The sequence below is a fragment of the Streptomyces sp. NPDC059398 genome (assembly GCF_042751845.1).
Lineage (GTDB): Bacteria > Actinomycetota > Actinomycetes > Streptomycetales > Streptomycetaceae > Streptomyces.
Genome location: NZ_JBHYWP010000108.1, coordinates 1 through 11,529, shown reverse-complemented (window position 1 = coordinate 11,529; position 11,529 = coordinate 1). Strand labels below are relative to the sequence as shown.

General features: G+C 71.8%; 15 protein-coding genes. 7 read left to right on the top strand and 8 right to left on the bottom strand.

From position 1 onward, the window contains the following. Positions 1-115 precede the first annotated feature (115 nt). From ACFXBC_RS29460 to ACFXBC_RS29440, 5 genes are all read right to left on the bottom strand, one after another. A complete protein-coding gene (locus ACFXBC_RS29460) occupies positions 116-1,147 on the bottom strand; it encodes a YihY/virulence factor BrkB family protein (protein WP_385031074.1) in 1,032 nt (343 codons plus the stop codon). Between the two features lie 120 nt (positions 1,148-1,267). Continuing rightward, positions 1,268-1,852: a hypothetical protein gene (locus ACFXBC_RS29455; protein WP_385031071.1), complete on the bottom strand. Its 585-nt coding sequence runs from the start codon at positions 1,850-1,852 to the stop codon at positions 1,268-1,270. Beyond that, positions 1,836-2,894 (bottom strand): DUF6286 domain-containing Asp23/Gls24 family envelope stress response protein, encoded by a 1,059-nt coding sequence (locus tag ACFXBC_RS29450; RefSeq protein ID WP_385031069.1) that lies wholly within the window; start codon positions 2,892-2,894, stop codon positions 1,836-1,838. Before ACFXBC_RS29450 ends, ACFXBC_RS29455 begins: the two co-directional genes overlap by 17 nt. Beyond that, positions 2,891-3,241, bottom strand: a complete 351-nt coding sequence (locus ACFXBC_RS29445) for a hypothetical protein (RefSeq protein WP_385031114.1) — start codon at positions 3,239-3,241, stop codon at positions 2,891-2,893. Before ACFXBC_RS29445 ends, ACFXBC_RS29450 begins: the two co-directional genes overlap by 4 nt. A gap of 75 nt (positions 3,242-3,316) precedes the next feature. Then, positions 3,317-3,898, bottom strand: a complete 582-nt coding sequence (locus ACFXBC_RS29440) for an Asp23/Gls24 family envelope stress response protein (protein ID WP_385031066.1) — start codon at positions 3,896-3,898, stop codon at positions 3,317-3,319. Positions 3,899-4,186: 288 nt separating this feature from the next. Between ACFXBC_RS29440 and ACFXBC_RS29435 the strand changes: the two genes are divergently transcribed. The 3 genes from ACFXBC_RS29435 to ACFXBC_RS29425 are packed head-to-tail and all read left to right on the top strand — an operon-like array spanning position 4,187 to position 5,828. Next, complete coding sequence (locus ACFXBC_RS29435; protein WP_385031109.1) at positions 4,187-4,762, top strand: RNA polymerase sigma factor; 576 nt, start codon at positions 4,187-4,189, stop codon at positions 4,760-4,762. Further along, entirely contained in the window at positions 4,753-5,484 is a 732-nt protein-coding gene (locus tag ACFXBC_RS29430) for an Asp23/Gls24 family envelope stress response protein (protein ID WP_385031063.1), read from the top strand. Before ACFXBC_RS29435 ends, ACFXBC_RS29430 begins: the two co-directional genes overlap by 10 nt. Further along, entirely contained in the window at positions 5,481-5,828 is a 348-nt protein-coding gene (locus ACFXBC_RS29425) for an Asp23/Gls24 family envelope stress response protein (RefSeq protein ID WP_385031059.1), read from the top strand. The genes ACFXBC_RS29430 and ACFXBC_RS29425 overlap by 4 nt, the downstream gene beginning before the upstream one ends. Positions 5,829-5,887: 59 nt before the next feature. Here the strand turns inward: ACFXBC_RS29425 and ACFXBC_RS29420 are convergent, their stop codons facing one another. Next, on the bottom strand, positions 5,888-7,522 hold the full coding sequence (locus tag ACFXBC_RS29420; RefSeq protein ID WP_385031056.1) for an FAD-binding oxidoreductase: 1,635 nt from the start codon (positions 7,520-7,522) through the stop codon (positions 5,888-5,890). A 161-nt stretch (positions 7,523-7,683) separates the two neighbouring features. Next, on the bottom strand, positions 7,684-7,848 hold the full coding sequence (locus ACFXBC_RS29415; RefSeq protein ID WP_385031053.1) for a hypothetical protein: 165 nt from the start codon (positions 7,846-7,848) through the stop codon (positions 7,684-7,686). Between the two features lie 204 nt (positions 7,849-8,052). Between ACFXBC_RS29415 and ACFXBC_RS29410 the strand changes: the two genes are divergently transcribed. Beyond that, a complete protein-coding gene (locus ACFXBC_RS29410) occupies positions 8,053-8,874 on the top strand; it encodes a hypothetical protein (protein ID WP_385031050.1) in 822 nt (273 codons plus the stop codon). Positions 8,875-8,973: 99 nt separating this feature from the next. Beyond that, entirely contained in the window at positions 8,974-9,180 is a 207-nt protein-coding gene (locus ACFXBC_RS29405; RefSeq protein ID WP_385031047.1) for a hypothetical protein, read from the top strand. A 71-nt stretch (positions 9,181-9,251) separates the two neighbouring features. Here the strand turns inward: ACFXBC_RS29405 and ACFXBC_RS29400 are convergent, their stop codons facing one another. Continuing rightward, positions 9,252-9,599, bottom strand: coding sequence for a metal-sensitive transcriptional regulator (locus ACFXBC_RS29400; RefSeq protein WP_385031044.1), 348 nt, complete (start codon positions 9,597-9,599; stop codon positions 9,252-9,254). A gap of 223 nt (positions 9,600-9,822) precedes the next feature. Here ACFXBC_RS29400 and ACFXBC_RS29395 point away from each other — a divergent pair, with 223 nt between their 5' ends. Beyond that, positions 9,823-10,443, top strand: coding sequence for a DUF47 domain-containing protein (locus ACFXBC_RS29395; protein ID WP_164266361.1), 621 nt, complete (start codon positions 9,823-9,825; stop codon positions 10,441-10,443). A gap of 5 nt (positions 10,444-10,448) precedes the next feature. Next, entirely contained in the window at positions 10,449-11,444 is a 996-nt protein-coding gene (locus ACFXBC_RS29390; protein ID WP_385031041.1) for an anion permease, read from the top strand. Positions 11,445-11,529 lie beyond the last annotated feature (85 nt).

The following is an 11,529-nucleotide window of genomic DNA, read 5'->3' as shown; positions in this document are numbered from 1 at the left end:
TACCTGTCGCGCGTCTCCCGCGGGGGGTGAGCGATTGCGTGAGCCCCCGAGCGGGGTGCGCGAGCGGGGATACGCGGGGCAACGCCCCCGGGCCCCGGTCCTCAATCTCCCCCGGCTAACGCTGGGAGGTGCCCCCGGACGGGCTTGATTTTGCCTCGGTCGGTGGATTGGGCCTTGGGTCGGGCGGGCTTGGGTTTGCCTCGGTCGGTGGATTGGGCTTCTGGGCGGCTCGGGTCAGTTCCGCGTTGAACTGGGCTCCTGCCAGCAGGGACAGGTTCGAGACCCAGAGCCAGACCATGAACACGACTACGCCCGCGAGTGATCCGTACAGCCTGCTGTACGTGCCGAACCCCGCCGCGTACGCCGTGAAGCCCGCCGATGCCGTCAGCCAGAGCAGCGCCGCCAGTACGCCGCCGGGCAGGCCGCGGTGGGTGGTGCGGGCGGCCGGTGGGCCGGAGCGGAAGAGGATCAGGACCAGCAGGGCCACGCAGCACAGCAGGGTGGGCCACTTGAGCAGGGTCCAGGCGTCGTTGCCCGCGCTGTTGCCCAGGCCCAGCGCGCGGCTCAGGGAGGCGGCCAGGGAGCCGCTGAGTACCAGCACCAGGGCGCTCACCACCAGCAGCCCGAGCAGGGCCACGGCCGTCAGCAGGATGCGGTGGGCCTTGCGGAGTGCGGGGCGTTCGTCTTTCACCGCGTACATGGAGTGCAGGGCGCGGCGGAAGACGGCGAGGTAGCTGGAGGCGGACCACAGGGCGCTGAAGGCGCCGCCGATCAGGACCGTCAGAGCGGCGGAGCGCTGGCCCGCCACATGGCTCAGGGCCTGGTGCAGGGCGGCGCCGGATTCGGCGGGGGCCCAGGCGCTCACGTCGGCGATGAGTTCGTCGGTCGTGGCCGGAGCGACCAGGCCGATGACCGAGATGGTGACCAGGAGCGCGGGGACCAGCGCGAGGATCGCGTAGTAGGTGAGGGCGGCGGCCCAGTCGGACACGTCCTCGTTCCACATGGAGACCGGGGTGCGGCGCAGTGCCGCTCCTCCGCGGGACCAGACGCCGGAGCCCGGGCGGGGGCGCGGTGTACGGCGGCCGGGGCGGGGGATCCACGGCCGGGCCGGGCTCTCGACGGGCTCCGGTGCGGTCCGTCGCTCCATGCGTGCCTCTCTGCCGGCCGGGGCCGGTGCTGCTCTCGGTGCTGGTGTGGGTGGGAGTGGGGGTGGGTTGCTGCTGTGACTGCTGGCTCCTGCCCCCGGCCTGGGGGTTTACCCCGGTTCTCAGGTGGCGCGGCGGGAGCGGTGCGCGGGTACGCCGAGGCGGACATCGGCCGCGATGGCCCGGGGGGTGGCCGACGTACGGGCTTCGGCGAGGGTGCCGGTGGCGACCCGGCCCAGCACGGCCGCGGGCTCGGCGTCCGGGGCGAGCAGCAGGGTGGCGCGGGCGGTGAGGCGGTGCGGGCGGCCGTGCAGCGCGATGCGGGCGCGGTCCACTCCGGGCAGCGCGGCCGTCCGCTCGGCCATCGCCATGGCGAGCGCCCGGGTGCGCAGGGTGACACCGGGTCTGGTCAGCGGTACGGGTCCACGGGCGCCGCCGCGGAGCTGGGCGATGACCCACCACAGGAGGAGCAGGATTGCGACGGTGAGTGCGGCGAGCACGGTAGGGGTCCACCAGCCGTGGTCACGTAGCCGCGCGAGGCCGGTGCGATCCAGGAGCACGGTGCCGCGCCCGGGGCGGGGCCACCCGGACGGCAGCCGGGAGCGTACGCCGGGCGCGGCCGTGGCCAGCAGGCCGCCCCCGGCGAGCAGGACGAGACCGGCGCACGCCAGGGCGGCCCGGTTCGTTCCGTTACGGAGTCGGCTCATCGGATGCGGCCTCTTTCAGGGGGAGCGTGTCGGGGGCAGCCGGGGTGGGGGTGTGCGCGTCGGGGGCAGGGGCTGCCGGGGGTTTGCCGGGGCGGGGCTGCGGGGCGGGGCCCTGCGGCGGTGGTGTGTCCTGCCAGTGCGGGGCCGGGGTCACTCTGGTGTGCGGGCGCAGCGGGCGGGCCAGGCCGCACCGCGTGAGTGTTCCGGTGACCGCTTCCGTCACTTCACGGCGGGCGGTGGCCCGGTCCCCGAAGCCGAGTCGGGCGCGTACCGTGACCCGGCGTCTGCCGACCCGGGTACGTACCCGGGTGATGCCGGGGACCGCGGCGACGGCATCCCGTACGAGTACGGCCACCGCCCGGCGTTCCAGTACGGCGTGCAGCTCCGGGGAGAGCGGGGTCATCGGGAGCACCCTGCGTGCGCCGGGCGTCAGGGCGAGCAGCAGAAGCCACAGTCCGGCCACCGCCGCCACCGCCCCGACCGCGGTCACCACGGTGTCGCCCGGACCGTGCCCGGCCAGCTGGTCGAGCAGGCCCGTGCGCCATCGGGCGGGGGCGCGGTGGGCGGCGTGCACCTGGACGACGTCGTACAGGAGCAGTCCGCACCCCGCCGCTGCCGTGAGGCCCAGCAGGGCTGCGGGGATCCGGCGTTCTGCCCAGGGGCGGTGGGGGCGGTGGGAGTGGTGGGGCCGGTTGGGCAGGTGCGGCTGGTGGCCGGCGGCGTCTCCCGGTTCCGACGTGACCGTCGTGCGGGCCGGGAGGGCGCGGATGTGGATACGGGCGTCCGGGACGGCGAGGCCGGTCAGGGCGGCGGTGCGGTCCGTTACACGTCGCTGGATGCGGCTGCCCGCATCGTCCAGCGGTGCCGGGTAGGGCAGGGCGACATCCACCGCGACCTGGGCGCGGCGGCCCTGCACGGTGACCGAGCCGCGGGTGACCCGTGCGTCGCCCGGCGGCAGGGCCTCCCCGGCGGCGCGTTCGGCGATTCTGCGCACCGCCCGGTCGGCCACCGTCAGCGTGCCGCGCTCGGCGGGGGCCGTCATCGGCCGTACCGGTCACGGGAGTTGGCGCTTTCGCGGGAGCGCGCCCTGTCGTTGAAGAGTCCGCTGTCGTCGAAGAGTCCGCTGTCGTCGAAGTGCGCCCTGTCATCCAAGCGCTTGCTCTCGCGGAAGCGCGCCCCGTCGTCGAAGCGCCCGCCGGCGCGTGGGCCGTGGTGGTCGCGGGTGGTGAGGAACCGACGCCAGTCGAATCCCTCGTCATCGGAGGCCCGGCCCACCGCCCAGCCGATCGCACCGAGCGCCGCGACCAGGAGGAACGCTCCGAAGCCGCCGAACCAGCCGGCGAACCCCAGGGCCATCCCCACCAGCAGCCCCACCCATGATCTGTTCACGGCTCACCTCACCCCACTTCGCTTCACTTCACAGCACTTCATTTCCGTTCACTTCACCTCGGCCGCCCTCCCCGCTCACTCCACGCGGGTGTCCATGCCCGGGGCGGGGTCCTCGTCCTCCAGCAGATGTACGTCGTTGACCGCGATGTTCACCTCGACGACCTCAAGGCCGGTGATGCGCTCGACGGCCGCGATCACGTTCTCGCGTACGTCGCGCGCCACTTCGGTGATGGCCACGCCGTACTCCACGACCAGGTCCAGATCGATCGCCGTCTGCCGTTCGCCGACCTCGACCTTCACGCCGCGGCCGACGTTCGGACGGTTGCCGGGGACGCGGTCGCGCAGGGCGCCGACGGTGCGGGAGAGGCCACCGCCCATGTCGTACACGCCGGGGATCTCACGCGCCGCCATGCCCGCGATCTTCACGACCACCACGTCCGCGATGGACGTCCTGCCGCGCGAGGACGCGGGCTCCGCGGCGCCGCTCACTCCGCCGCTCACCGTGGTGGAGCCGGGAGTCCTCCGGACGCCGCTCGTGCCGCTCGTGCCGCTCGTGCCGCTCGTGCCGCTTGTGCCGCTCGGTCCGTGCGTGCCGCTTGTGCCGCTCGCGCCTGTGGACGTTTCCTGGGTGGTCGCGGACAGTTCCTGAGTGGTCATCGGGTTCTCCTCGTGAGTCGGTGCCGCTCTTGCCGGGCTGTCGCACGTCCCTGTTGCACGGCGTGCGCGTCTGCTTCCTTCGACACGGCCGCGCGTACGGCGTTACGCGAAATCCCGGAAGAGACCGGGCGCTGCTGGTGGCGTGTCCGGGCGGCAGGTACGGCTGCGCTCTGCCTACTGCTCCCGGCGGGGCCGCTGCGGATAGCGTGCCCGTGGCGCGTAACGCCGGCGCCCGCCCGGTGTCCAACCCGGTGAGCAGAGGAGAGGAGCCGCCGCGTGCCGGGAGACCTGGACAAGACGCCGGCCGAAGGCGATGGCCGTCCCTGGCGCGCCGACGGGCTGTTGGCCGTACGGGCCGGTGAGGGTGACGAGGAAGCGTTCGAGACACTGGTACGCAGGCACGGGCCCGTACTGCTGCAACTGGCCACCCGGCTCCTCGGCAGCCGGACCGAAGCGGAGGACGCCGTGCAGGACTCCTTCATCGCCGCCTGGCGCAAGCTGCCCGAGTTCCGCCGCGATGCAACCTTCCGTACCTGGATGTACCGGATCGTCACCAACCGCTGTCTGAACGTGCTGCGGGCGAGACGGCCGGTGGCGGGGCTCGATTCCGTACCGGAACCACAGGCCCCCGAGCATGCGTTCTCGCCCGCGCGGGCGGCCGAGTCGCACGCGGCGGTGGAGGCGCTCTCGGCCGCCATGGCCGGGCTCTCGCCCGAGCAGCGCGCCTGCTGGGTGCTGCGGGAACTGCACGGGCTGCCGAACGAGACCATCGCGGAGACGGTCGGGATCAGCCAGCAGGCGGTCCGGGCCAGGGTCTTCCGCGCACGGCGCTGTCTGACGGAGGCGATGGGCGCATGGCGGTGACTGCGAACCCCGGGCCGCCCGAGGACGCGGCGGACGGCGAAGGCACCGGCGAAGGCACCGGCGACGAGCGGCTGCTCTGCGGCCGGTTGCTCTCCGAGGTGTGGGAACAGTGGGACACGGGCGGTACGGATGCCCATACCGCGGGCTGTGAGTACTGCGCTGCCGCGCTGAGCGACCTCGACATGCTCGGCGTCGCCGTGCGGGGGGCCCGGGACATGGAGGACACCGGACCTGCCACCGACGCCGACGCGCTCACCCTTGTCGAGCGGGTGATGGACGTGGTCCGGCTCGAACTGCGGCCGGGGCGCACGCTGCCGCTCGGTGAACCGGACGAGGACGCGTGGATCGTGGAGGCGGCTGCTGCCAGGACGTTCCGGGCCGCGGCGGAGCTGGTGCCGGGTGTGCAGGTGGGCAGCTGTCGGATCGCCCCGCTCGACCGCGCCGGTTCCTCCGCCGGGCCGGCGGATACGGCTCCGCGGGGTCCTGTACGGGTACGGGTCGAGGCGTCCGTCGCGCTGACCCTGAATCTCCAGGAGGCGGCGGACGAGATCCGGGAGCGGATCGCGGGTGCGGCGGACAGTGCACTGGGGATGGAGGTGGCTTCGGTGGATGTGTGCATCACCGATGTCACCGATGTCACCGATGCTGCCGGTGTCGCTGATGTCGTTGACGGTGGTGTGGTCGATCGTGGTTTCGGCGGCACCGCTGGGGGTGTGCGATGACGGATCAGAAGACGCGAGCGCAGTTGTCGGCGGCGGTCGCGGAAGCGGCGCTCGGCGTGCCCGGAGTCGCGTTTCTGCGGCCCGGACTCTCCGGGCTGCTGCGTACGGCGGGCCGCACCGGGCCGTCCGGCGTACGGATCGGGCGGGCCGGGGGTACGGACGCTCGTGAAGGCCGCGAAGGCTGTGACGGCTGGACGGCCGAGGTGTTCGTGGTGCTGCGGCAGGGCCACCGCGCCGTCGACGTCACGCGCGCCGTCCGGGCAGCGGTGCTGCGGACGGTCGCGGACCCGGCGGCCCTGACCCTGACGGTTACCGTCACCGTCACCGTCACCGGCTTCGCCTGAGACGGAGCGGAGCTGATTGAAAAGAAGGAAGAGGAGAGGTGACGGAGCGCCCCACCCCCTCAGAGCGCCTGCGGGAAGTCGAAGAGCCGCTGCGGGTCGTACTGCTTCTTCAGCCCGGCCAGTCTCGCCGCTCCCGCCCCGTAGTACGCCGTCCGCCAGTCCGTCAGCTTCGGGTCCATGTAGTTCTGGTAGGCGCCCCCGGAGGCGTACGGGCCCATCGCCCGGTGGGTGTCCCTGAGCCAGGACTGCTGGGCGCTGCCCGAGGTGCCGGGCCGCCAGGACGCCAGGTACTGGACCAGCACCCGTGAACGCCGGTGTACGAATGCCGTGGCCGAGGGGGAGACCCGGTTGATCGCGCCGCCCAGCGCGGTGAGCGCGACCGATCCCGCGCCCTGCGACGCGCTCAGTCCGGTGAAGGACCGGACCCTGGCGAGCAGGGCGTCGATACCGGCAGCGGGGAGCGTCCGGTCGTAGAAGTCCGATGCGGCGGCGTACGTTTCGCGCTGCAGCGTGCCCCGGGTCCGGCGGCCGGGCGTCGGACCCGGCAGATGGCACTGGTCCTCGCTGATGCTCGCGCAGCCCGCGTAGACCAGCATCGCGTCCTCGTAACCACGCCTGCGCAGCGAGACGGAGCGGGCTGGGGCGCCCACCCGGTCGGCGAGACGGTCGACCGCGTTCTGGAGGTCTCCGTACGTGCCCAGTGAGAACGCGGCGACGGAGACGCTCGGGGTGCCGCCGCCCGAAGCGGCCTCCAGATGCGCCGACGACCAGATCTCGTCGGGCTGTTCGGGGCCCCACTTCTGCCAGGCGTCGATGACCGCGTGCGCCTTCGACCAGGGCCAGGACATATAGGCGGAGACGGTCTGCGGCGCCGCGTGGGTACGGAAGGTCATGCCGGTGACGACACCGAAGTTGCCGTTGCCCGCGCCGCGCAGCGCCCAGAACAGGTCCTTGTTCTCCTTGGCGCTCGCCGTCACGCGCTTGCCGTCCGCCGTGATCAGGGTGGCGGAGGTGAGGCTGTCGCAGGTCAGGCCGTACGCCCGGGAAGCGACACCATGGCCGCCGCCGAGGGTGAGCCCCGAGATGCCGACCGTGGGGCAGGAGCCGCCGGGGATGGCACGGGAACTCCGGCCGAGGGTCTCGTAGATGTCGACCAGCTTGGCGCCCGCGCCGATCGTGCCGTCGGCGGATATGCGAGACAGCTTCGACACATCGATGACGAGCCGGCCGTTGCCCGACGACCAGCCGGCGTACGAGTGGCCGCCGTTGCGGATCGAGACGGGGACGTGGTGCGCCCGCGCGTAGGCGAGGCACTCGCGTATGTCGTCCTCGCCCGCTATGTACGCGACGGCGGCGGGCTTCAGGCTGTCGTACCGGGTGTTGTAGAGCTGACGGGCCGTGGGGTAGTCCGCGTCGCCGGGGCGGACGAGTTTGCCGTCGAGCCCGTGGCCGAGCGCGGTCCAGTCGGCGGCGGCCCGGGGCAGCGACCCGGAGCCGGACACGGCGGGCGCCGGGCTGCCGCCGGCGGTCCCCCCGGATGCGGAACCGGGTGTGGAACCCGGTGGTTTCTGATCGGTACCGCCCGATCCGCCGGAACCACCTGAAACACCCGAACTGTCGGCTCTGTCGGTGCCGCGGCAGGCGGCGGCGGTGGCCAGGACGGGTACGGCGGTGAGCAGAGTACGGCGTTGCATGTGGAGACCTCCCGGCGTACGAGACGAGACGCGTGGGCGTACGGGTTCCCTGCCGCGCCTGCCCGTTCGGGCACCGGGGATTCCGGGGATTCCGGGGATGCCGCAGATGCCGTGGAATGTGGGGAATTCGGGGGGTGTTGGGGAGGGCGGAGAGAGGCGGCTCAGGCCGTTGCCGTGTGTTCCACCGCGTCCGTACGGGCGCGTTCGCGCGAGCGGCGGGCCGGGCCCGACCAGCCGCAGCTGCAGCGGGCCGTACAGAAGGAGCCGCGTTCGGAGGTCGATGTGGCGTGCTGCCGGGTGGTCCGTGGGGGGTCGTCGTCGCGCACCCGTCCACGGTACTGACGGGCGGGCGCGGCCGGGACGGCGGTCGCGGTACTTACGGGTGGGCACCGACGGGTGGGCGCTTACGGCCGGGACGGCGGTCGCGGTACTTACGGGTGGGCGCGGGCGTGACGGCGGTTCGCGGGAGTCGTTAGGCGGAGCAGGAGGGCGCGGACGATTACTGGCCAGGCGTTGGGGGTTGGCAGGCGATGGTGGAGCAGTACAGAGGCAGAGCCAGGGCGCTCGCCGGCGCCGCGTTCGCCCTGGTGGGTGTGGTGGGGGCCGGTGGCTGCACAGCCAGGGCCGGTGCGTCGGCGGACGACGGGAACGGCGCAGCCGAAGCGGTCAGGCAGGCCGCGCACGTCCTGGCGGGCGCCGGGAGCTCCCGGGCCAGGACGGCTATGACGATGGCGACCGGCGGGACCCGGGTGACCATCCGGGGCACCGGCGGCTTCGACTTCGGCCGGCGCCGCGGCCGGCTCCGGGTCACGCTCCCTCCGGACGCCGCGGGGGCCGAGGAGCATCCGCCGATCACCGAACTCCTGACGCCCGCCGCCGTCTACATGAAGAACCGGGGCGCCAGGGTGCCCGCGGGCGAGTGGGTCCGTATCGAGCCGGCGAAGCTCTCGGACGGGAATCTGGTGACCAACGGGGCGACCGATCCGCTGATCGCGGCCGAGGTGCTGAGCGGGGCGCGCGGTGTGGCGTACGCCGGTACGGAGCAGCTGGCCGGGGCGCCCGTTCGGCACTACAAGGGGACCGTCGATCTCGCGGTGGCCGCACGGAACGCGGCGCCGCAGGCCCGTGCGGTTCTCGCCGCTGCGGCGAAGGGGTTCGCGGGGCCCGGTGTGCCGTTCGACGCCTACTTCGACGCGGAGGGGCGGCTGCGCAAGGTGCGCGAGACGTTCAGCTTCGCCAACCAGGGGCAGACCGTGCAGGTGGCGTCGGAGACGCTGCTGTACGACTTCGGCACACCGGTCACGGTGACGCTGCCGCGTACCGGCGACATCTACGCCGGGACCGTCGAGTAGGAACCGGCAGGAACCAGGGGGAAATGGTCCGTCCGTGCCATGCGCGGGGTGTGGGCGTTTCCCTACGCTGGGAAGTCGGCTCAGAAAGGGGTGATGGCCATGGCCGGAGTGCTCACCGTCCAGGACCGCGTCGCCCTCGTCGAGATCGAACTGTGCGGAGAGCTGATGATCGCGGCCGCCGCCTCTCCCGATGAGCGGCTCAGCCAGGCCCGTATCGACGAGGTACTGATGGTGCGGACCGCACGGTCCGCCCGGGCCGCGCACCCGGACGGGTGCCCCCGCGCCCGCCGGGGCCCGGAGAGCTGAGCGGACCGAGCGGACCGAGCGGACTCAGCGGACCGACCGGCGATTTTCAGCCACCGCAGGGGCGGGCGGGTTCAGGTCCGCAGCAGCCGGGCGATGGCCTTGGTGGCCTCCTCGACCTTCGCGTCGATCTCCTCGCCGCCACGGACCGCGGCATCCGCCACACAGTGCCGCAGGTGCTCCTCCAGGAGCTGGAGCGCGAAGGACTGCAGGGCCTTGGTGGAAGCCGATACCTGGGTGAGTATGTCGATGCAGTAGACGTCCTCGTCCACGAGCCGCTGGAGTCCCCGGATCTGGCCCTCGATCCGGCGCAGCCGCTTGAGGTGTTCGTCCTTCTGCTTGTGGTAGCCGTGCACGACGGGCTCGCCGCCCGGTTCCTGCCCTGTGCGGTCGGGCGCGCCGGCCGCCTCGGTGGTTGTCATCGCGTCCTCCCGTTGTGGAACCGTTGTGAAAGGTGGTGACCCCGTGTCCAGAAAGGTTCCTGATACCCCTCGTGGGTATATAGTACCGATCCTTCCGAAAATCGGGGCGGGCCCCGTGCTGATCACTGTGCCCCATGGGCGACACTGAACAACGCCGGTTAGCCGTGGCCGGATGATGCGCCTAGCATCAGCCTGACCGAATCCAGAGCCCCGAGGACCCCACGTGCGCTTTCGTCTGACCCCCAGGGAGACGAGCTTCTACGACATGTTCGCCGCATCCGCGGACAACATCGTCACGGGCTCGAAGCTCCTCATGGAACTGCTCGGCGCGGACGCATCCGGCCGGGTCGAGATCGCGGAGCGGATGCGGGCAGCGGAGCACGCGGGGGACGACGCGACGCACGCGATCTTCCACCAGCTCAACTCCTCCTTCATCACGCCGTTCGACCGCGAGGACATCTACAACCTCGCCTCGTGCCTCGACGACATCATGGACTTCATGGAGGAGGCCGTCGACCTGGTCGTCCTCTACCAGGTGGAGGAGCTGCCCAAGGGCGTCGAGCAGCAGATCGAGGTACTGGCCAGGGCCGCCGTGCTGACCGCCGAGGCCATGCCGAGCCTGCGGACGATGAACAACCTCACCGAGTACTGGATCGAGGTCAACCGTCTGGAGAACCAGGCCGACCAGATCCACCGCAAGCTGCTCGCGCACCTCTTCAACGGCAAGTACGACGCCATGGAGGTCCTGAAGCTCAAGCAGATCGTCGATGTGCTGGAAGAGGCGGCCGACGCGTTCGAGCACGTCGCCAACACGGTGGAGACCATCGCGGTCAAGGAGTCCTGAACCTCGTGGACACCTTCACTCTGATCGTGACCATCGCTGTCGCGCTCGGATTCACCTACACGAACGGCTTCCACGACTCGGCCAACGCCATCGCGACCTCGGTGTCCACCCGGGCGCTGACGCCGCGTGCGGCGCTGGCGATGGCCGCTGTGATGAACCTCGCGGGCGCCTTCCTGGGCAGCGGGGTCGCCAAGACCGTCAGCGAGGGGCTGATCGCCACACCCACCGGCCAGAAGGGGATGGGCATCCTCTTCTCGGCGCTCGTCGGGGCGATCGTCTGGAACCTGATCACCTGGTACTTCGGGCTGCCGTCCTCGTCGTCGCACGCCCTGTTCGGCGGACTGGTCGGCGCCGCGCTCGCGGGCGGCACGATGGTGCACTGGAGCGGGGTGGTCGAGAAGATCGTCATCCCGATGTTCCTGTCGCCCGTCGTCGGCCTGGTGGTCGGCTATCTCGTGATGGTCGCGATCCTGTGGATGTTCCGCAAGGCCAACCCGCACAAGGCGAAGCGCGGATTCCGGATCGCCCAGACGGTCTCCGCGGCGGGTATGGCGCTCGGCCACGGTCTGCAGGACGCGCAGAAGACCATGGGTGTGGTCATGATGGCCCTGGTCATCTCCGGGCACGAGAGCTTCACCGACGCGATCCCCGTCTGGGTCAAGCTGGTCTGTGCGCTGATGCTCTCGCTCGGTACGTACGCGGGCGGCTGGCGCATCATGCGGACCCTCGGTCGCAAGATCATCGAGCTGGACCCGCCGCAGGGCTTCGCGGCGGAGACCACCGGCGCCGCGGTCATGTTCGGCTCCTCGTACCTCTTCCAGGCGCCGATCTCGACCACCCATGTGATCACCTCGGCGATCATGGGTGTGGGCGCCACCAAACGGCCGCGCGCGGTGCGCTGGGGTGTGGCCAAGAACATCGTGCTCGGCTGGTTCATCACCATGCCGGCCGCCGCGGTCGTCGCGGCCCTCAGCTACTGGGTCGTCGTGCTGATCTTCTGACGCCCGGTCGTCCGATGACGCCCGGTCGTCCGATGACGCCCGGTCGTCCGATGACGCCCGCGCCGCCGTGGACCCCCGGTCGTCC